Raw genomic sequence first — 20,884 nt, forward strand, 5'->3', positions numbered from 1 at the left:
CTTTCTTGTCCGCGGTCTGCATCGCCGCCGCCGTAATTTTCTGGCTCTGATCAATGTATTGAGGCTGGCAATGATGTCGGCGAGTTTGGTATCAACCGACGCATGGGAATGTGCCGATTTTGCCAGGTAACTGACGTTTTCAGACGCGGCCTCGCGAGGGGTTCGCAGCTGGAATGGCCGTCATAGAGCACTGCTTTTAACTCGAGGTCGCAGGCACTCCACAAACTGGCCCACTCATAACTGTCCGCCGGCGAGGAGGGTTTTTGGTGTGTTGGTCGCTCGCCCACACATGGTTGGGCTCGGTGATCGCCACGCCACGCAGCAGATAGGGGTAGATCTTGTGCCCGGGCGCCGGTGGCTGGTGCCGGGGCGTGGAACCAGGGCGACGATCCCCATCATGCGCATCAGCCGCTGCACGTGCTTGCGGTTGACCGCATGGCCTGCGTCGTTGAGTTCAAACGTCATCCGCCGCGAGCCATAGAACGGCAGCTCGAGATGCAGTTCGTCGATGCCGCGCATCAAGGCCAGATCGTTTGCCGCGACCTCGGATTGGGGTCGGTAGACGCCGGAGCGCGACAGCTGCAGCAGCTGGCACTGGCGGCGCACGGAAAGATTGGGCATTTCTCGGTCACAAGGATGTCGTGCTGATCGATGCGCGCGATGACAACAAGCCGTCCGGCTACAAGGCTTGATGCGGCTGAATTCCTTTCGCGAACTCCTTGCGTCGAAACAGGTCTAGCTGGTGCCATCCCCGTGGTCCGCGGCCCTCTCCCGCTGCTGTTCGCCCAAGGAACGTGATCTTGCGGCTACCGTGGCTGATGGTCTCAATGACATTGATCTGACCGGCTTCGAGCATCGTCCGCCACATCGCCTCCACATCCTCATAGGCGCGGCTCACGAAGTCGGGATCGAGCTTGGCTTCCCACTCCGGTTTGTAGTTGCGCAGCAGGGTCTGCAACTCTGAATCGGTGCCTTCTGCCTCCTGTTTTTGCTTCGTGAGAACGGGCTTTCCATGGGCCAGCACGTCGCGAAACTCCCTGAGTTCCCTTGTCGTGGAGCGCGGTCTTTCGTCGTCCTTCCAACTGCATGCCAAGTGACTCGACGATCTTGCGTTCCTTCTTCCACAGGGACTGCCGCTCATCCCAGCGTTCGATCACCGCGTTGCCTACGAAATTCAGATAGGCCTCGTAGGGCGAACACGGTCATCGTGAGGGCCGCCATCATGTCATGGCCGACGCCTCCGCGTTCACCGGCCTCGATTGCCTTGCGCACCCGTTCCTTAAAATGGAAGGCGGCGTTTGCAAGGTCGTTGTGAATCAAGTCCGCATTATCATCGTCGCCTCGACCCGATGCATCCATTCGCGCCAGCGCGCCTCCGGCGGCAGATGATCAAGCTCCCGGTCAAACAGCTGGTCAGCTGATCGACCGTCATCTGCCCGGCTCCCCCTCGCCTGCGTGCTGCCTCCGCCATCGCCTTCACAGTCCGTAGATGCGGAAGGTCGGTCGACCGGACAGCTCGCGGACGGCGCCGAGCTCGACCAGCCGGTCGAACAGGGCCTAGAGTCTCGCTCGGGATGACGAGACAGCGAACGATCTGGCCGACGAGCTTCGGCAGCTTCCGGCGACCGAAGGAGCAGTCGGAACGCTTGTCGGCGCCTTTGCGGCCGTCGAGAGGCGCGGCCTTCCTCACACCGTCGGATGCTGGGTCGCCGACGCCATGCTCGCGCAGCGGCTGTGCTGGACGCACGCCGTGCCGCTGCTCGGTGGCGAAGCCGGCGGCGCCAATGGTTCCGGTCGGCCGTGGCGCGCGGCGCCCGTCCTTGCGCCGAGGGGCATCGAGGCGGATTCCGCGCGTGCGAAGACTTGGCTCGCCGCGCGGGCGCGTGCGGCGTTGCGCGCCGTCGGCCAGTCAGCCGACATCGAGCGCCGGGCGGCCCGCCTGATCGCCGTGGCGCCCGGTCTTCGCGCCCGAGGCGCGGACGTCGTCGTCGACAAGCTCCTGTCCGACGATGCGATCGTTGCCTCGGAAAAGATCGCTGGCATGAGTGACCGCGGCCTGCGCCGTCCTCGAGCACGCCGGCGATACTCGCCACGGTCAGAAGCTCCGCCGCTGGCCGTGCCGCCAGTCGGCGCCAGGCCAACAGCAGCCGGCCGGCGGGGCCAACGTCGTCCCCGGGTCGCGTGAGCAGAACGGCGTCGCGCAGAGCTGCCACGTCCTCGACGCGCCCGGCCTGCCGCGCCGTCACCGCGGCCGCGGCAAGCGCCAGCCGCTGCCGCCAGGCGCCGACCCATCTTTCCTGCCGGCGGACCACCGCGTCGAGCGCGCCAAAGGCGGCGCCGGCAGCGATCGCAACATCCTCGAAGCTTTGTGCGGCAAGGGTTTGCGTGCCGGGAACCGATAGCCGCAACCAGTCTGGCACTGGCAGGACTGGTGCGTCGACTGTCCTGCCAGGAAGCGTGACGGCGTGACGGAGAGCTGGCTTGGGTCGCGGAATGATCGGAAACACGATGAATCATGGTGGCGCTTTCGGCAACGCATTTCATCAACAACCGCCGCGCCTGTCGGCAACACAAAACGAATGATAATGTTGCATTATCGTTTGTTTTGCTCTCTAAGTGAGAAATGGCCCAAAACGTCGAGCAGAAGCCCAAAAATCACCCTCAACAGGGCTCCGCATCGTCCGGCAGCACGGGGGCCGATGTCGATCAACCCGCGGCGCAGACGTCGGCCGACGACCTGCCTGATATTGTCGATGTCGTGCTCGCCATGAGCCAGGCCACGGACGATCCCGACAATGGCGAAAAGTCCCCTGCCCCGCTGCCGGCGTCCGGTTCGGAGTCAACGTTTGGCCTGCCGGCGCATCTGGGAAAACTCGCCGATCGCGCCCGCGACTACGTTGAGGCGGCTAGCTCCGCCAACACCCGGCGCGCCTACGCCGCCGACTGGAAGCATTTTTGCGCCTGGGCGCGCCGCCAGAACATCGAGGTGTTGCCGCCCGATCCTCAGACCGTCGGCCTTTACATCACTGCGCAAGCCTCGGGATCTGGTCGGGACAAAAAATCGGTGGCGACGATCGAGCGCCGCCTCTCTTCGCTGTCTTGGAATTATACTCAGCGTGGCCAACCACTGGACAGGAAAGACCGCCACATCGCCACCGTGCTCGCCGGCATCCGCAACACCCACGCCTCCCCTCCCCTGCAGAAGGAAGCCATTCTGCCCGAGGATTTGATCGCCATGCTGGAAACGCTCGATCGTGGCAGCCTGCGCGGCCTGCGCGACCGCGCCATGCTGTTGCTTGGCTTCGCCGGCGGCCTGCGCCGCTCGGAAATCGTCGGGCTCGACGTTGCCAGGGATCAGACGGAGGATGGCCGCGGTTGGGTCGAGATTTTCGACAAAGGTATTTTGGTGAGGTTGCGCGGCAAGACTGGCTGGCGCGAGGTCGAGATCGGTCGTGGCTCCTCCGATGCCACCTGCCCGATGGTCGCCCTGCAGACTTGGCTGAAACTCGCACGGATCGGGCACGGACCGCTATTTCGACGCGTCACCGGCCAAGGCAAGGCTGTGGGCGCCGAGCGATTGAACGACCAGGAGGTGGCGCGGCTGGTCAAGCGCGCGGCGCTCGCTGCCGGCGTGCGCGGCGACTTGTCGGAAGGCGAGCGCGGACAAAAGTTTTCCGGCCATTCGCTACGCGCCGGGCTCGCCTCCTCGGCCGAGGTCGACGAGCGCTATGTGCAAAAACAACTCGGTCACGTCTCGGCGGAAATGACCCGCCGTTACCAACGCCGGCGAGACCGTTTTCGTGTCAATCTCACCAAAGCCGCCGGCCTATAGCCTAGGAGCGGTGATGCCTTCCAACGACGAGCTTGGATTCCGACGGTGGAATACCAAGCCCACTTCGATCAATTCGGTGCTCCATTTCTGACAGGAAAGAATGAGGAGAGTGATCGCTACTTTGACAGCCAGGCGTAGGAGAACCACGTCTACAGGGATCAACAACGTTTTACTCGAGCGGATCTCTGATGCCCTGACGGGGCGGTTCACCAAAGACGTTGAACATTTCCTACGTTTCGGCGTCATGCGCCGCTGCGGATGCTGATGTCGTCGTTTAGAAGCTTTCAGAGCATCATCATGCCTGATTGCGCAGCTCCGCTGATGCAGAGCAGTCGTATGAGGTCTGTCGAGACCTCAATGCCATCTCGACAGTTACGCGTGGACGATGGTCTTCCATGCCGGAAGTGACGCAACCAAAGCCGTGGCCTTCAGAGGCCCATCATCGCAGCGGATCCGGCGCTGAAGGCAACGGCATAGGTACGCAGCATGGGAGGATGATGTGAAGAGTCGCCGGAATCCGACCCGCTCATCGAATGGCTGGGTTTGTTCCACCTGCGTCGTACACCCCTCGAGGTTGTTGCTGGATACGAGGATCTGAGCAACTGATATCGCGCATCCTACGCAAAAGTTCGACAACTTGTCTGACTTTCGAGCAGTGGGCCGTCGGATCGGCACCCTGATGATCGCGTCGCTCAAAGCTTCCTTCGCAAACCCGGCCACTCCCCGCCGCGTGACCAGCCTCGCATAAAATAAAGGCCCCTACCCTTCTTACACCGCTCTCCCGCCCGAATTTGGTGTCGTTCAGGCCCTGGAAAGTCTCGCCAGTTGTAGTCGCGGTCAACAGTATAGCGACAGGCTTATTTCGGCGGCGCCGAAACCGAAGTTCATTTCGGCTATGTCGGCCGGAGAGGCTCGCCGTCTGCAGCCCACGATGTGCCGCCGGTTGAGCGCTGTTGCCCAGCGCGACAATGCGCTCGACGATGGCTGCGCCGGTTCGACGAATAGACTTCTTGGGGCGCGACTGGTGGTCCGCCGTGCCTGTGGGCCTTCAGCCTCTAACCGCTCCATCCCACGGGGCAGGGTCTTGGCCCGACACACCATGGCCTGTGCCGTAAGGGAGAAAGATTTCCTTCGATGACCGAAAGAGCCGTTCGGCTGACTCTTTTTCGGTGCTTGACGCACACCTTCCCTTGCCTCACCTCGTATGATCGTTTGTCATGGTCGATCGGCTTTAAGCGGTCCATAGATCATCCGGCCAGCACATTAGATGGACAAAGCGTCCAGTTGTCCGCGGACAACTGCCATTGGTGAACGGCGCGCCCACTCTTCGTTCGCGCCGGCGGACGAGGGAGAGGCGGCTTCCTTCCGGCGCCATCTGCGTTCAGGTCATGCTCACCGACGCAAAGATGCGGTGTCGCGTCCTTTAGGCGGCGGTAGTTTTTATCTCCGATGCGCACCTACAAATTGATTTCTGGGCGGCCGTCAAGCCGCTCGGCATGCGCCGGATAACGAGCCTTGTGGGCTACCCTACATCCCAGGGAAGCGGAGGGCGCCCGGGTTGTCCGCGGACAACCGCAGCCTGAGAGGGTCAACACCCTCATGGTTAAGCGTTTGTAAAATGTTTACGAATCGGGCCATACTGTAACTGCGCAGTTTGAATGAAATCTGCATCAAATGCGTAGTTCGAGGCGAGCAATGCTACAAACGTATATGCAAACAAGCGGGCAGGAACATCTGCCGTCGATGTTGTCCGCGGATTCTCTCGAATTGTCACGGCAGCTTCAGTTGCACCAACAAAAGATTTTTCCTCCAACCTCCCAAAAAACGATCCGGCATTTCACGCCTGCAGAGGCCGCATACTATATCGGCATCGGCGAGGGATACCTAAGACAGGTGGCCTCGGATGGACATGGGCCGGTACCATTGGCCAACGGTCGCCGGGTCTACTCTCCTGCCGACATGGAAAACATCCGGCGGTCGCTCGACGAAAAAAACGGAACACCGAAATACGTTCCGAGCCGTCGTCCTGGCGAGAAACTGCAGGTCGTGGCCGTCATGAATTTCAAAGGCGGTTCGGCGAAAACGACGACTTCCGCACACCTGGCCCAGTACCTTGCTTTGCGCGGCCACCGGGTTCTAGCAATCGATCTTGACCCGCAGGCTTCGTTGTCCGCGCTCTTCGGACATCAACCCGAACTCGATGTGGGCGAAGGCGAAACTCTTTACGGAGCGATCCGCTATGAGGCGCCGCGATCGATCGCCGAGATTGTCCGCGCCACCTACACCCAGAACTTACATATCGTACCGGGAAATCTCGAACTCATGGAGTTTGAACATGAGACACCGAGAGCGATCACGTCGGGTTCGGCGGAATCCATGTTCTTCGCGCGCATCGGCGAGGTTTTGACAGACATCGAGAGCCTATATGATGTCGTAATTATCGATTGCCCGCCACAACTCGGCTTCCTAACGATGTCGGCGTTGTGTGCGGCGACGTCGGTATTGATAACGGTACATCCGCAGATGCTGGATGTGATGTCGATGAGCCAGTTTCTTGCGATGACTAGTGAGATGATGGCGGTCGTCGAAAGGGCGGGTGGTCGTACCAGCTACGATTGGATGCGCTATCTGGTTACTCGCTACGAGCCGAACGATGGTCCGCAAAGCCAGATGACCGGCTTCATGCGGGCGATTTTTGGCAATCGAATGCTTCACAACCACATGCTGAAGTCGACGGCAATCTCTGATGCCGGGGTCACCAAGCAGACACTCTATGAGGTTGAGCGACAACAATTCACACGCGGCACCTATGATAGGGCGATGGAATCCTTAAACGCGGTGAATTCCGAGATCGAAGCCCTGCTAAGGATTACTTGGGGGAGAAAGTAATGGCCCGCAAGAATCTCATTGAGGTTTCAACTGCAGAAGAAGCGCCGATTCCTATGGCGGATGTAAGACCGATCGCCGGCTTTATCGCGCCGGCGGTTCGCAGTGCTCCCATCGGCGGCATCACAAGAACCCTGGGTAACATCACCCAGAAGTTCGAACGTGCGCAAGACATCGAGAAGCAGCTGGCAGAAGGCAAGATAATCGTCGAACTGGATCCAGCCCTGGTCGACGGGTCGTTCATTAGTGATCGTCTTGGTATCGATCCCGTAGGTCTGAGCGAACTTGTTGGCCAGGTCAGAGCGCATGGGCAACAGGTGCCGATCCTTGTCCGGCCTCATCCGAAGACTAGTGGCCGGTATCAAGTCGCTTACGGGCACCGCAGGCTCGCAGCGGTAAGGGAACTTGGCATCAAGGTTCGTGCCGTTATCCGTGAGTTGTCCGATGACCAACTGGTTGTCAGTCAAGGTCAGGAAAACAATGCGCGGACCAACCTGTCATATATCGAGAGAGCGTTGTTCGCCGCCCGCCTTGAAGACCGGTCTTTCTCCCGCGAAGTCATCATGGCCGCGCTAAACGTCGACAAGGCTGCTTTATCTAAAATGATTTCGGTTGTCCGCGCGATCCCTATTGAACTGATAGAAGCAATCGGAGCAGCTCCGGAGATAGGACGTCGACGGTGGATGGAATTCGCAGAAAAAATAGCTAAGGCGGAAATCGATCTACGTGCGCTCCTGACAACGTTGTCCGCGGACAACTCAAGTGACCAACGATTTCAACGAGCCGCCGATGCCCTGAACACGCTTCCTAAGGCGACCAAGGAACAGCCAAAGGCCAATCTTTGGGCTGCCAAAGACAAATCAGTTAGCGTGAACGTAAAATCGACCGCGACGAAGTCCGTCGTGACATACGAGGCAAAGGACGGTCCAACCTTCGCGGCATATGTCACGGGGCGACTGGATGACCTCTACCAGGCCTTCCGGCAGTCACAAAAAGCATCAACAGGAGACTGAAACCGCAAAAGAAAAAGGCCCCCAAGCGACTTTCGTCGTGGAAGCCCTTCTCCGTAGTAGCTGACTGAGAATCGCATCTCCACGAATCACTGTCAAGAGTCATTGGCGTCGTTTTGGCGAGCAGGTTTCTTTTGCCTAATCGAGGGTGAAAGAAAATGGAGACGAATATTGCGACGACGCCCTTTGGGCGGCGGCCGATGACGCTTGGCATGATTTCAAGCCAAGTCACCGCAAGGGCCGTGCCGAAGGACGCGACCGTCCACAAATGGCATGTCTTCCAAGATATCAAGGACGCCAGGATCGCCCTGGGCGCAACTGATCGCGCTTTGGCTATTCTCGACGCGCTGTTGTCGTTCCATCCGGACACAGCGCTTTATGGCGACAGCGAACTGGTTGTATGGCCATCCAACGAGCAGCTGATCCGCCGCGCCAATGGCATGCCCCCAACGACCTTACGGCGACACCTGGCCGTTCTGGTCGAGTGTGGATTGATCATCCGTCGGGACAGCCCAAACGGCAAGCGCTTCGCCCGGAAAGGGCAGGGGGGCGAGATCGAGCAAGCCTATGGCTTCGATATCTCACCGATCGTCGCGCGCGCCGAGGAATTCAAGGATCTTGCAGAAGCGGTCAGAAATGAGAAGAAGGCCTTTCGTCTCGTTAAGGAGCGGCTAACCATATGCCGGCGTGACATCGTCAAGATGATCGACGCGGGGATTGAGGAAGGCGTGCCGGCGAACTGGGGCAGGGTCCAGCAGGCCTACCAGGCTATTGTTGGTCAGATACCACGCACTGCACCTAGGCAGACTCTGGAGGCGATTGTCGAAGAACTTGAAGGCCTTTGGGCTGAAGTGCGTGAAGCATTGGAATCATTTGTAAAAACACAGAAAGTGGACGCCAATGAGTCCCGAAATGGGCGCCACATACAGAATTCAAAACCAGACTCTAAATTTGAATCTGAAAACGGCTTGCGAAATAAAGATGAAGCGGGCGGCAACCTTGCGGACACCGACAACGTACGGAGCCTACCGAAACGCGAACTGCCGCTAGGGATCGTGCTGGATGCCTGCCCGAACATGCTTTGGCTGGTGAAGGGCGGCGGCGTAATCCGCAACTGGCGTGAATTTCTGGCCGCGGCCGAGGTTGGCCGGCCGACCATGGGCATCAGCCCGAGCGCCTGGGAGGAAGCGCGAACGGCAATGGGTGAGCAGCAGGCGGCGATTACCATTGCCGCGATCTATCAGCGGCAGGACCAGATCAACAGCGCCGGCGGCTATTTGCGCAGCCTGACGGACCGAGCAAAGGCCGGAAAGTTCTCAGTCTGGCCGATGGTAATGGCCTTGTTGCGGGCAAAGCTTGACGCGTCGAAAGCCGCTGGAAACGGAGCCGAAGCTGCTGCCGCCGATTTGGAGATGGCAGGCAAGGTTGTGCGCACCGAATCTAGGCTGGAAATCAGTGATGCGTTGCGCCGCAGCCTCGACAAGCCGAGGCGCGGATCATAATCAGCCGGCGGGTTTCGATCCGCACTAGGACATGGACGGTTGCTGCAGCGCTTGTCGGGACGAGCGTCTTATGAGAGCATCGAAGACATGAAAAACGAACACGACCCGGAACCGACGCCCGATGAAACCGCCGGGATGGTGTGGTGGAATTCGCTTACCGAATCCGATCGTGCGGCTTGGCTGGCGCGGGCCGGCAGCGCTGTTCCAGCTGATGCCTGGGCCGCATACAAGCGGCTCGGGAATGTTGAGCGTCACCCACGGACCGTAAACTGAGGACTGTTCTGCCGCGGGATGACGGTGAGTAGTTCGGCGACGAGTCCAAGCCGGCGGGCTCGATCGAGCAGGTTCTTGACTGAGGAGGCAGACCATTTTGCGCTTCCTCGTGGGGTTCGCTCATGCAGACGCTCGAGCTGGCCAGCGATGTCGCGGAGCGACAGGTCTGGGTTAGACTGCGAAATCCCTGCCACAAGAGTCATCAGGCGATCTTCGGGAGGCAGCGAAGACGCCCGCTTTAGCAGTGTGGATTCGGCCAGGTGCTCGGTGACGAGCCACCTCACTGCCCGCCGCAGTCGTTCATGGACATCCGCACCCCGACCCACGAACTCACCCGGGCGGACGCGGTGCTGCGAACCCGCCGGAAGATTTTTGCGCATACCGGACTGGGCGCTCAGCCGCGACGGTTTTTTGGCGCTGACCGGTCGCGGCGGCGCCCTGCCGGCGGCGGGCCAAAAAAGCCGGGACGGGGAGGGGGTTGGAGCCAGCTCCTTTGAAGCCGACGATCGCGAAGACGCTGAGGCCGACCGGCTGGTCGAAGAATTTGCCGAGATCGATGCCGTCCTGGCGCGCTCGTCCAGGATTCTGAATGGCGCCGACGTGCCGGCTCGAAAAGAGGGCCGGCCGGAGCCGCAATACGGCCTGATCTACGATCTCGACTGGAATGAAGAAGAACGGCTGGCCGAATGGCAGGCCGTGCTCGCCGACACGCGGGAGTGGCCGTCGGTGCTGCGCGCCGCAATCCTGCTCGAAGCCTGGTCGGACATTGAGGTGCTGCAGCATGCCGCCTGGCTCGGGCCGCTGTTTGTTGCCGCACTGCTGCGCCACGAGGGTCTTGCCGCCAACCATCTCGCTTGCCTGCATCTCGGCTCGAAAAACATTCCGCGTGAGCGGCGGCGGGCGCCCGATCGCTCCGATCGGCTGCTCGCCTTGCTCGATGGAATCCACGACGCAGCAGTGGCTGGCCTGAAGGAACACGATCGGCTGGTGCTGGCCAAAAGCCAGATGGAGCGGCGGCTCAAACAACGGCGCGCCAGCTCGAAACTGCCCGATTTGGTCGAGCTGGTGCTGTCCCGGCCGCTCGTCTCCACCGGCATGATCCAGGAGCGGCTAAAAGTCACAAAACAGGGGGCGCTCAACCTGGTCGGCGAGCTCGGCCTGCGCGAGATGACGGGGACGGGAAGGTTTCGCGCCTGGGGAGTGATCTGAGACGAGGAGGTTGCCGCCCTTGTTGTGGGCAACGACGAGAGACTAAGCTCCTGATAATGCAAGATTATCGTTCGTTGTCGATGCGCGACAGGCGCAGCGCTTTTTGTCTATTTTCGTTGCCAAAAGCGCCGCCGTGATTCATCCTGCTTTCGATGATTCTGCGTCCCAAACTCTCTCCACGCCACCACGCCGCGCTTCTCGGTGCCCCTTCGACCGCGCCGATCGCAACGGTGCCGGCCTGGTTGCGCCGGGCCACCGCCGATGCGCAAAGCCTTGCGAGAAAAGAAGTTGAGGACGTCGCGCTCACTGCCGGCGCCGCCATCGGCGCGCTCGACGCGGTGGTCCGCCGGCAGGAGCGGTGGGCCGGCGCCTGGCGGCAGCGCCTAGCACTTTCGGCGGCCACGGCAACGGCAAAGCAGGCCGGCCGCGTCGAGGATGAAGGCGCGTTGCGCGACGCCGTGCTGCTCGCGCGACCGGGCGATTTTTTGTCCGTCGGCCCGGCCGGTCTTTTGCTGCTCGCCTGGCGCCGGCTGGCGGCCCGGTCCGGGGACGAATTGCTGACGGAGAAAAACCTGGCCGCGGTGTTGGAAGAGTTCGGCTACGCCCCGGATGATGAGGTGGTCAGCGATCTGGCGGCTGATCTTCGGCAACTCGCGGCCGGCGCTGGCATGGTCGCAACGCTGGCCGGCACATTCATGGCCGCCGAGCGACACGGCTTTGCTCGCGCCGTCGGGGCCTGGCTTGCCGATGCCTTGCTGGCGCAGGGGCTAGGTTGGACGCATGCAATCCCTTTGCTGGGCGGCGAGGCGGCCTTAGCCGTGGGTACGGGCCGGCCGCGTCGACCAGCGATTGTCGCTCTGGCTGCGGGTTCCGAAACGGAATCCGATCGTGCGAAAAACCTGATCGCCGCCCAGGCGCGGGCCGCGTTGCGCGCCATCGATCTTTCCGCTGAGCTCGAGCGCCGCGCGGACCGGCTGCTTGCGGTGGCACCGAAACTACGCGCCCGGGCGTCTGATTTTGTCGTCGAAAGGCTCTTGTCCGACGACGCGATCGTCGCCTCGGAAAAGATCGCAGGCATGAGCGACCGCGGCCTTCGCCGCCTGTTCGACCGGCTGGTCGAGCTCGGCGCCGTACGCGAACTGTCCGGCCGCCCCACCTTCCGCATTTACGGGCTGTGACGATCATGGCGGAGGGAGCGAGCAGGCGAGGGGGGAGCCGGTCAGATGACCGTCGATCAGCTGACCAGCTGTTTGACCGGGAACTGGATCACCTGCCGCCTGAGGTGCGCTGGCGCGAATGGATGAACCGTGTCGAGGCCACGATTTTTGCGGCCAGTGAACCAGTCGGCCGCGAAACGCTCGCCCGCATCGTCGGCAAAAGCTGCAGCATCGACCTCTTGATCGACGACATCCGCGAGGAACTGCGCGGCCGACCCTACGACCTGGTCGCGGTCGCCGGCGGCTGGAAGCACCTGACCCGGCCGGCCTATGCCGACGCCATCCGTGCGGCCGTCGGTGACGGCGAGAAGGCGACCGACCTGACGCAGTCAGAGGTGCTGGTACTGATGTGCATCGCCTATTTTCAGCCGATCACCCGCGCCGAACTGTCCTCCTTCTTCGGCAAGGAAATCAGCCGCGACTTCATCGGCCATCTGCGCGGCGCCGGCATGCTCGCCTCCGGTCCGCGCAGCCCGACGCCGGGTGCGCCCTACACCTATGTCACGACAAAAGAATTCCTGCTGGAGTTCGGGCTCGACACGCTGCGCGACCTCCCGGATTTCGAGGCGCTCGAGGATGCCGGCTTGCTGTCGAAGGAAAGGCTGCTGGCTGGCGATATTTTGCCGGACTTTTCCTCCAGCCATCAAAACGCCGACCTCGAGATCGAAGATTAGCTGCCGCTGCCGCGCAGCAGCCGCTGGCCGTTGCATATTGTTGGCGGCTTCTCAATGGGCTGCCTGCTCCGCAAACAGCGGCCAACAGCTCTTTGGCCCCCGTCCTTGTCCGAACTTTGTCGACATATTTCGGACTCAGAGCGGCTTTCAGCAGGAGCCATGGTCTCGAGCCCTGGAGAGTAGGGTCCCAGTTCGGCTGATGCATCTTCGCATATCCGAAAGTACAGTTATCTCGCTCGTGATGAAAAGTGCCTGTTAGCGCCAGTGGGTCGATGATCTGTGAAAGCAGCGATCGTATTGGACTGCGAATTTCTTTGCTTGGGAGGCTCGCAACGCCGGTTCTGGTGCGCGGTCCACGACCCCGATCGCGTCATCGCGCAGATCGGGGCGGTCAAGCTTGGGCTTGAGGGTGAATTTCCTCTCGTGGGGACATACAAAGCCTATGTCCGGCCGATCGATCGGCTTGGCTACAGGTATGCCATCGACCCGTTCTTCACCAAGCTGACAGGCATCACCGAAGAGATTATCGAGGCCGAGGGCGTATCTTTGCAGGATGCTCTTGCCGGCATTGACAGCTTCTCGGAGGAGATTCGGTTTTGGTCATGGGCAAGGACGAGCTGAATATGGTCGCGATCAGGTGCTATGTCGCCGGTATCCAGCGTCCCATTCCGGCCCATCGTTTTGACAATGTCGTCAAGCTACTGCTTGCAGCGGGCATGCCGATCGAGGATTTGGCGAAGACACCGAGCAACCAGCTTGCTGAATATTATAGCGTTGAGCATTCCCCATTGCGGGGTCACGACGCGCTCGATGATGCGCTTTATGAAGGCCGGAAAGTTGCAGCCTGACACGCCTTCGACTGCACACCTTAGTCGGGGGTTTGAGATTTCTGCGGCAAGCCATTAGCTACTTCTTGCTCATTTCCGGTCGATGGCCGACATAGAGCAACTCTTCAGATGAGCAGATACGACGCGGGGCGGCCGGGTAGATGTCTACCTATTTTACAGACCGAGAATACGGAGCGCAGCCGCCGACGATCGATATCATCGACGCGCGTTTGTGGGCGGGGCTTTACAGCCTGATCCAGACCCGGATCGGAGACGGCTCGTTCGGGTTGCGCTTTCCCGAGCAATGCCCGGATGGGAATGGGCCGTGCGGGTGCGACGAGCAATCCTTTCGCCGGGTACTGGCAGCGGAAGTGACCTGGGTGGAATGGCCGCTTTCACCCAGCGAAGTCCGGGCCACGCCTGTCATTCTCGACCTCCTAGAGTTTTGCGCCGGCGCGGTTGGACAGCCGGTTCAAGAGTCATTTCACTCGTTCTTTCGGCACTACCACCTCAGTTGGGACCGCGCGGCCGGCCTTGAACGGTTCGTCGCCGATGTGAACATGCTGTTCAGCCGCAATGCGCTGGCGTTTGAGCTTACGCCCGCGGGCCAGGCTCGGCGTCTCCTTCCGGCGCCGCTGGCCGACGCTATCGGATGCACGCTTTTTCAAACCGGGGATGGTGAAACGGATCGCCTGCTCGAGGCCGCACGGCGACGGATCGTGTCGCCAAAGCCGGAGGATCGGCAGGACTCGGTTGAGAAGCTCTGGGACGCATTTGAGCGGCTGAAGACTCTTGAGCAGGGGGCGAATAAATGCGCCCAGGCCGATGCGCTATTAGACCGCGTTGCCGCGCCGAACTCGGCTTTCCGTCAATTGCTGGCGCGCGAAGCGGTCGAACTGACGAACATCGGCAACAGCTTCCGCATCCGCCACTCAGAGATCACGCAAGAGGCGCTGACCTCGCCAGATCAGATCGACTATCTGTTCATGTGCATGTTTGCGTTCGTGCGGATGGTTCTGAAAGGGACCGGCCGTGGCGGATAGGAAGACAGCTAAACCGAAGAGCCGCCAGCCCAGCCCGCCCCGTAAGCGGCGCACCGCCGCTGGCGGTGGCGCTCCGGCGCGATCGAGGGTCAGTTCGGGCAATCCCGGCTACGCGGGGTACGAGTATCAGATCGAGGTCACCGTCTGGGTGGCGCTCGACCTTCTGCTGGCCAAGGCCGCGACCGACGAAGTCGTCATCGAACCGCGCTCCGATGAGGATCTAGAAGCCGCCGTCACAGACGCTTCGACCGCCTCGTTGGGGCTGACGGCGGAAGGCGAGCGTCTCGATCTGATCTTGCAGGCGAAGACGCGTTCTGGATCGCCGTGGTCGACCGCGGCAATCGCCGACGTGCTACTCGGCAAGGACGCTGACCAGACTGACAAAGGGAGCAAGCGCAGCAGGCCGATTGAGATGTTGCAAGCCGCTTCGGAGCGGCGCTATGTCTTTGTCACTAACGAGGCATCGGCCGAGGGTCTGAGGCCTCACGAAGGCGAGCATCTGTTCGACTTTCCTGAGGTCGATGAACTGCCGCCCCACAGCCGGAAGGGGTACAATGCGCCGGCTCAAGCCGCGCTCGCTTCGCGCATTCTCCTGCTGACAGGCGTGACGCGGGAGGTGCTGGCGGCGCGGATCAGCACACTGCTGTCCCAGCATGGGCACGTGCCCGCTTCGAAGCACGCCGATTGCCTGCGTGATCTTTGCGACGCCGTTCGCCAGAGAATACAGGGCGCCAACGAAGGGCGTTGGAGGCGCTCGGAGCTGCTTGATGTTCTGGTTCGTCATGGCGGCTCGGTAGCGCCGACACGCGATATGGATCACTACGTTCGCCCCAGATCCTTTGACGCCATCAAGGATCAACTCGAGACGTCGCACGCTGCGGTAATCGTAGGGCCGTCGGGTACGGGTAAGACCCTGACGGCCGACGTCCTTGAGCTTGATCTTCGGCGCGGCACGCCTCCGTTCGATGTCGTCGGCGAGGAGCATGGACCCGGACATGTTCGGCATCATCTGACGCGATCCGATCCCGTCCTGTTTCATTTGCGCGATCCCTGGGGCGGCAACCGGCTCACACCCGGCGCGGATCGCTGGAGCGGAGAGCTTTCCAAGCTGCTCGACAGCGCGGGCCCAGGCCGCAAGTTTTTGATCACGTCCCGGTCCGATGTCCTTCAAAGCGCCGGCCACGAGCTGATGAAGGATCTACGGCCCTATGTCGTCTCCATTGAGGTCGAGGATTATGGGCCGGCGCGCCTGGGCGAAATCTATGATGGCATCGCCGCCGACCTAACTGGCCATGCTCGTGCGCTCGCGGGTCAGCACCGCGACCGGGCGCTCGCGGAGCTGACACGACCGTATGAGATAAAGCGTTTTCTCGTCGCACTCAGCCGGGAGAGCGGCGAGAAGCCGCGCAAGATCGACGAGATTCTTGCAGACTCTCAGATCCAAGCCATCTCCAAGGTCATCGCTGATCAGATCGCGCCATTCGGACTGGATGGCGCTGAGAGCGCCGCCGTCATCTGGGCGATGCTCAATGGGCGCGGAGCGGTCGCACGAGAGGTTTTCGCAAAGCTGGGAAGGCGTCTCCGAGCCGCCGATCCGGCGTTACGGCCAGACGTCGAAGGATTGATTGACTTCCTCGTCGCTGGGCAGAACCTGCGACGGGACGGCGCGGCGCTGTCCTTCCATCATCCCCGCGTTGAGGATGGGCTGCGTCTCACGTTCATGCGCCGTGCCCGCGACGCCGAACACACGCTTTCGACGGTCGTCGACGTCCTGGTCGGTTGGGATCAAGACGGCGAAGACTGGGGTTTGGAAACGGGGCTTGGTGTCCTGCGGGCGGCGGCTCGCATCGAGGAACTAGACCTCGATCTGAGCGACCCGACGCAAGAGCGCCTTGACGCTCATCTGGAGGCCGTGGCGCTATCCGCCAACAAGCGCGCTGACTTCGAAAGGGCGCTGCGCGATCTCGAACGCTTCGGTTCGCTCGACCATGTACCCAGTCGCTTGGCCAGGATCCTTATCGAAGGCGGGCCGGAAACGGACGCGCCAGGGTCTCGCGAGCAATGGCGCCCACCGCAGGTCAGCGATGAAGAGGTGGCGGCGTTACGAAGCGACGTCCGCACGAAGACGCTGATCGACAGGTTTGTCCGTGAGGTCCTGCCTTTCGCACATCGTGAGTACCATCCGGGGCTGAACGCGTTCCTCGGCAGAATCGGAACCGATCTCCACAACGTGTTCTGGGATGCGCTCGATTCCGTTGCCGGCCCTGGCGGGCCTCATGAGAATATCGACGTGATCGTCACGGGCGCGCTGTCGGGCGAAATGCCCGATTACGACCGGGCGATTGCGCGGTTTGCGCGTTCGGAGGCCGAAGCCGACACGTGGCTGGAGGGTTTTGCCGACGACACCTACCAGGCCGAAGAGCACGCGGTCGACGCGGACGCGGCCGATCACATCATCGAAGAACCCGGCGAGCAGTACTTCAACGCTCGCCAGGGTATGAAGGCCGTCGTGAAGCTTCGCCGGGCGCGCGACGGCATTGATTGGATCGTCGACAGCCCGCATCGCAAACTTCTGGTCTACGCGCTTGCCGAGCTGATCTCGGAACGCCGTCGTTCCCCCACACTTGCGGAGCTGGAGTTCCTGCTCAAGCATGCCGAGGACTGGGTTCGCGACCAGGCGTGGGGCGCCGTCCAGCAGCACTGGGACGACGGCTTGAGCGATTTCCTTTTGGCGGAGTTGGCCCGGTCCGACTTGGACAGCGTCAGCCATCGGCAACGCCTCGTGGAGATCGCCGCGGCCCATAGCGGAACCAGAGACCCCGTTCCCGATCTCCTCAAGGTCTCTGGAGGTGCTTCATCCGAGCGGCGCTTGGAGATCGTCTTTGACGTGATAGCGACGAAGCTGGATGATGATCCGAAGGGTAAGGACGGCGTCGCGACGCGTCGTGCTCGGGCGGATACGATTGTCCAGAATCTCGGTGAAGCCGAACGCGGACTGGCCAATGGCCTGATCGACATCCTGACTGGCGGGGAGATCCGGGCTGCGGCATCGGTGCTGCCAGGGCCAGCTCTGAGTCTGCTACCCTCTGTCCTGCAGAACTGTTCGATCGACCTAGCCGGTCCGCTCGCTTGTCTGGCGGGTGCAGCTGGTCTCGACATCGCGGCGGCTGCGGAACGGCTGCTATCGACCGATGATGCGCGCGACGGTCAGGCCGCGATCCAGGCGCTACAAATTGCGAATGGCGTCGACCTGCGCATCGCTGTGCGAAAGGCTCTGGGACACAAGCGCTACGATGTTCGTCGAGAAGCGCTTCGCGCGCTCGTGCCCGACGCGACAGCCGATGAGCGGAAGCATTTTATTTCGGTCGCCAGCGACGCCAGCGCCGATATGCGACTGGCATTTGCGCGTCTCATGCAGGAGAACCTTTGGCCAGAGGCCATCGAACCTTTGATCGAATTGCTTGCCGATACACGAAACTTCGGCAGCCATTTGCCAATGGGAGGGGCGTGGCCGCGGTTCAGCGTCGCTCGAGCGGCGGCGCAGGCACTTGGATCATTTGAAGAACTCCCGCTCAGCGCCATCGATGCCCTCCTTGACAGGGCTTGCGCGCACTCTGCCGATCCGTTCGTCGCGTGCGCCGCTTTGTGTGCGTTGGCGAAACAGGACGATGCACGCATCACTCCAGTCTTGTTGGCAGCGCTCGAAAGCCCCGGACTGGGCGGCGACGCCGCTTATCGGCCACGGGCGCAAGCCGCCGCCTGGGCGCTGTGCGACCGTTCGACGGGCGAAAAGCTTGATGCATTGGATTCTGCCGCAGCTCGCGCCGCGCAAGGCGATACATCGGTGATTGCTGGCCCGCTTCTTGTCGCCTTCGGCGCGCTGGGAGGCGAACCCCGTGAGAAGCTGCTCAGAGAACTGCGCGCAGGCACGCAGTTTGAGCGCATGATGCTTATCCGAACGACTGCGATAGCTGTCGACAAGGTCGACGGACTGTCACTGGACGACCGCGAGCAAATTCTCTGGCGACTTGCGCGAGGCGACGCCTTGGAGGCACTGACCGCAGATGAACGCGCCTCCGTTGAAACCTGGAGCCAAGCATTGGATGTGGATTCAGGATTTGAGCGCTATATCGCTTGGGTTGCCGACGCGGCGTTCGGATTGCCGCTCTCGGGAGAAATGAACGGTATCCGCGCGTTCGACCTCCCCGAACGGATTGGCGTTATGACTATGCGCTCTTTGTCGCCGTACAGGGAGGAAGAGGCCGGTGTCGACGACGGCACGTAACCTCTCCTTTGCCGCCGCTCCTGCGGTATTTGCCGCCATCCCAACCTCCTTAGCTGGCCTTCGCGTTCTCGACTTTGCTTTGTGCGCGCCTTCCGGCCTTTTGCTGCTGCATCGCCGAATGGCGCGCACATCACAATCCTGAGACAGTAAGCATCGCGATCTTGCCAGATAGGATCTCCTTTACGCGAGCCAACAGGTAGCTTATATTATTCTCTCAAAGGAGAATAATTATGAGTTCCGCTGCCCGCGTCTACACCCCAGCCGAAGCAGCTGCCGTGAGCCAGATCGGCATCAAGGCGGTTCACAACGCGATCGACAAGAGGATCGTCGACACCGTGAGCGGCGCGGCCGCGCCGGCAAAGGGTGTTCGGCGCCGCGCGCTGACAGGCGAAGGCCTGTTGCGCCTCAAGCTCTGGTATGGCGTTGGCTCAACCCTGGCGGCCGAGCGGCGTCAGCGCCTCTTCGAAGCGATCAAGGCCGAGCCCACCGCCAAGACCGTAAAAGCTGACGATCTACTGATCGTCGATGTTGCCGAGGCCCGCAAGCAGTTGAACGTGCGCATTCGCGATCTCGATGAAGCTGAAGCGGCGATTGGTAGGGTCAAGGGGGTGATGGGTGGAGAGCCCGTGTTCAAGGGGACACGCATCCCCGTTCGTACGATTGCGGCCATGCTCGCGCAGGGCGCTGATGAGGATGATCTCCTCGAGGGGTATCCGAGCCTCACCGCGCGAATGGTCGGGTTGGCCAAAATATGGACCGCCGCACATCCCACCCGCGGCAGGCCGAAGAAGCTCTCCGATCAGGGTTTGAAGGTCACGTCGTCGAAACGCGCGACGTTGAAGGGTGATCCTCGGCCTTCAATACGGAAGGCCCGCGTGCCCGCGTGAAGTTTCTCGTTGACGAATGCCTGCACACCTCCCTTGTGGCGGTCGCAGAGGCGCGCGGCCACGAGGCCGGACACGTCAACTGGCTCGGACTGAGCGGGGAGACCGATTGGGATCTCATGCCTCGCATCATTGCCGAGGACTTCACGTTCGTAACCAATAATGCTCGCGATTTCAGGAAGCTCTATGCACGGGAGGAAGTGCATGCCGGTCTGCTCATCATAGTTCCCCAGGTAGCGCCCGATAAGCAACGAGAACTATTCGACGCACTCCTGGAAGAGCTCGGCGCCGACGCCGCCGTCGTCAATGAGGTTATCGAGATCGAACTCGAAGAGGGCGAGGCAGTCATCACCCGCTATAACTTGCCGGCCGCCGAGGCCGACTAGCGGAGGGATTGTTTCGGCACGGCGGGCGCCAATGTCGTCGATGCGGCCCAGCTTGTTCGGATCGAAGCCGTGCATCGCGGCTTCCTTTTCAGCATCTCACACCAAGCAGTGGCTGCTGTCTGCGGCGGCGTTGTCGGTGCAGGCTGTCCAGGTCGTGCGCGCCCGCGAAGACATCTAGGTGCAGTTGGAGGGGCGGCGAATCTATGTACTGTAAACATCGAGGATGGGTCCCTTGCATGGAACGATATCGGCGAAGCCCTAACGCGCCTTGAACAGTTGGGGTCAGAACAAGGTCAGTGCGAATCGTACGCTACCGAAGGCAGTGAGCAGGACGCCGAAGGCGGTCTGCTTCAGCAATCATAGTTCGCCGCCGTGATGACGCCAGCGCCGCCGCACGGCAAAGCCTCGAAGGATCAGCAGGGCGCCGTTCTTCGCCTCGTCCCAATCGTGCAGGATTATCGACAGGAGATGCACGTCGTGATCCCTGGGAAGCTGCCGCCTGTGGCCTCTATGCGGTCAGTCAAGCCGGCCCGCAACTTTCCCGCGGCGATCGTGGCCACATGCGGCAAGTCAAACAAGGTCGCACGCAGCGCCCATACAGGCTCGATGTCGTACGCACCCGATCCGCCGCCGATGTCCAGAAGGCGGCGGAAATGACTGGAATCCATGGCTTCGCCGGGCTTGCGCGCGGTCATCGGGGAGCGAATGCATCGCCTCCCAGAAGGGTGCCAGCATCGTCGGATCCTCGCCATCGAATATCGGGATTTCACCGCCGGAAAATCCGATAGACTGCCGCTGAACGATGTCCTTCAGTGCTTCGTCGTCACAAACTGATTGCAATGACGCAAGTGCCACA

General features: G+C 61.4%; 16 protein-coding genes and 5 pseudogenes. 13 read left to right on the top strand and 8 right to left on the bottom strand.

The window, feature by feature from the left end; all coding sequences use genetic code 11:
• Positions 1–234: 234 nt before the first annotated feature.
• The 4 genes and pseudogenes from NKJ89_RS15760 to NKJ89_RS15770 form a co-directional block, all read right to left on the bottom strand.
• Complete coding sequence (locus tag NKJ89_RS15760; RefSeq protein WP_352603690.1) at positions 235–621, bottom strand: IS3 family transposase; 387 nt, start codon at positions 619–621, stop codon at positions 235–237.
• A 58-nt stretch (positions 622–679) separates the two neighbouring features.
• Positions 680–1,024 carry a hypothetical protein gene (locus NKJ89_RS15765; protein WP_352603692.1) on the bottom strand — a complete coding sequence of 115 codons (345 nt, stop codon included), beginning with the start codon at positions 1,022–1,024 and terminating at the stop codon, positions 680–682.
• 307 nt (positions 1,025–1,331) lie between these two features.
• A pseudogene (locus NKJ89_RS35755) lies at positions 1,332–1,471 on the bottom strand (SMC-Scp complex subunit ScpB); the annotation flags it as partial.
• Between the two features lie 5 nt (positions 1,472–1,476).
• A pseudogene (locus tag NKJ89_RS15770) lies at positions 1,477–1,554 on the bottom strand (DUF1403 family protein); the annotation flags it as partial.
• Positions 1,555–1,594: 40 nt separating this feature from the next.
• Here NKJ89_RS15770 and NKJ89_RS15775 point away from each other — a divergent pair.
• A complete protein-coding gene (locus tag NKJ89_RS15775) occupies positions 1,595–2,185 on the top strand; it encodes a DUF1403 family protein (RefSeq protein WP_502904136.1) in 591 nt (196 codons plus the stop codon).
• Here NKJ89_RS15775 and NKJ89_RS15780 read toward each other — a convergent pair.
• A pseudogene (locus NKJ89_RS15780) lies at positions 2,136–2,507 on the bottom strand (DUF1403 family protein); the annotation flags it as partial. The gene NKJ89_RS15775 and the pseudogene NKJ89_RS15780 sit on opposite strands and share 50 nt — an antisense overlap.
• Positions 2,508–2,623: 116 nt before the next feature.
• Here NKJ89_RS15780 and NKJ89_RS15785 point away from each other — a divergent pair.
• From NKJ89_RS15785 to repC, 4 genes are all read left to right on the top strand, one after another.
• Positions 2,624–3,832, top strand: a complete 1,209-nt coding sequence (locus NKJ89_RS15785; RefSeq protein ID WP_352603694.1) for a site-specific integrase — start codon at positions 2,624–2,626, stop codon at positions 3,830–3,832.
• A gap of 1,695 nt (positions 3,833–5,527) precedes the next feature.
• A complete protein-coding gene (gene repA / locus NKJ89_RS15790; protein ID WP_352603696.1) occupies positions 5,528–6,721 on the top strand; it encodes a plasmid partitioning protein RepA in 1,194 nt (397 codons plus the stop codon).
• The gene (repB, locus tag NKJ89_RS15795; RefSeq protein WP_352603698.1) at positions 6,721–7,731 is read left to right on the top strand and encodes a plasmid partitioning protein RepB; all 1,011 of its coding nucleotides are present in this window, start codon (positions 6,721–6,723) and stop codon (positions 7,729–7,731) included. Before repA ends, repB begins: the two co-directional genes overlap by 1 nt.
• 155 nt (positions 7,732–7,886) lie before the next feature.
• Entirely contained in the window at positions 7,887–9,230 is a 1,344-nt protein-coding gene (gene repC, locus NKJ89_RS15800; protein ID WP_352603700.1) for a plasmid replication protein RepC, read from the top strand.
• A 251-nt stretch (positions 9,231–9,481) separates the two neighbouring features.
• Here the strand turns inward: repC and NKJ89_RS15805 are convergent.
• Positions 9,482–9,823, bottom strand: a pseudogene (locus tag NKJ89_RS15805) (recombinase family protein); the annotation flags it as partial.
• A 52-nt stretch (positions 9,824–9,875) separates the two neighbouring features.
• On the opposite strand from NKJ89_RS15805, the gene NKJ89_RS15810 reads away from it, so the two are divergent.
• The gene (locus NKJ89_RS15810; protein WP_352603702.1) at positions 9,876–10,712 is read left to right on the top strand and encodes an RHE_PE00001 family protein; all 837 of its coding nucleotides are present in this window, start codon (positions 9,876–9,878) and stop codon (positions 10,710–10,712) included.
• A 64-nt stretch (positions 10,713–10,776) separates the two neighbouring features.
• On the opposite strand, the gene NKJ89_RS15815 is transcribed toward NKJ89_RS15810, so the two are convergent.
• The gene (locus tag NKJ89_RS15815; protein ID WP_352603915.1) at positions 10,777–11,034 is read right to left on the bottom strand and encodes a hypothetical protein; all 258 of its coding nucleotides are present in this window, start codon (positions 11,032–11,034) and stop codon (positions 10,777–10,779) included.
• Here NKJ89_RS15815 and NKJ89_RS15820 point away from each other — a divergent pair.
• From NKJ89_RS15820 to NKJ89_RS15850, 7 genes and pseudogenes are all read left to right on the top strand, one after another.
• The gene (locus NKJ89_RS15820) at positions 10,934–11,890 is read left to right on the top strand and encodes a DUF1403 family protein (protein WP_352603903.1); all 957 of its coding nucleotides are present in this window, start codon (positions 10,934–10,936) and stop codon (positions 11,888–11,890) included. The two genes, NKJ89_RS15815 and NKJ89_RS15820, sit on opposite strands and share 101 nt — an antisense overlap.
• A 5-nt stretch (positions 11,891–11,895) precedes the next feature.
• A complete protein-coding gene (scpB, locus tag NKJ89_RS15825) occupies positions 11,896–12,603 on the top strand; it encodes an SMC-Scp complex subunit ScpB (RefSeq protein ID WP_352603704.1) in 708 nt (235 codons plus the stop codon).
• Between the two features lie 279 nt (positions 12,604–12,882).
• Positions 12,883–13,424: pseudogene (locus NKJ89_RS15830) on the top strand (exonuclease domain-containing protein); the annotation flags it as partial.
• Positions 13,425–13,591: 167 nt separating this feature from the next.
• Complete coding sequence (locus NKJ89_RS15835) at positions 13,592–14,473, top strand: hypothetical protein (RefSeq protein WP_352603706.1); 882 nt, start codon at positions 13,592–13,594, stop codon at positions 14,471–14,473.
• A complete protein-coding gene (locus NKJ89_RS15840; protein ID WP_352603708.1) occupies positions 14,463–18,758 on the top strand; it encodes a HEAT repeat domain-containing protein in 4,296 nt (1,431 codons plus the stop codon). Before NKJ89_RS15835 ends, NKJ89_RS15840 begins: the two co-directional genes overlap by 11 nt.
• A 230-nt stretch (positions 18,759–18,988) precedes the next feature.
• A complete protein-coding gene (locus NKJ89_RS15845) occupies positions 18,989–19,645 on the top strand; it encodes a DUF433 domain-containing protein (RefSeq protein ID WP_352603710.1) in 657 nt (218 codons plus the stop codon).
• Entirely contained in the window at positions 19,642–20,028 is a 387-nt protein-coding gene (locus NKJ89_RS15850) for a DUF5615 family PIN-like protein (RefSeq protein WP_352603712.1), read from the top strand. The genes NKJ89_RS15845 and NKJ89_RS15850 overlap by 4 nt, the downstream gene beginning before the upstream one ends.
• Positions 20,029–20,483: 455 nt before the next feature.
• Here the strand turns inward: NKJ89_RS15850 and NKJ89_RS15855 are convergent, their stop codons facing one another.
• Entirely contained in the window at positions 20,484–20,723 is a 240-nt protein-coding gene (locus tag NKJ89_RS15855) for a methyltransferase (protein ID WP_352603714.1), read from the bottom strand.
• Positions 20,724–20,884 lie beyond the last annotated feature (161 nt).

Source organism: Mesorhizobium sp. M0047, assembly GCF_040323315.1.
Lineage (GTDB): Bacteria > Pseudomonadota > Alphaproteobacteria > Rhizobiales > Rhizobiaceae > Mesorhizobium.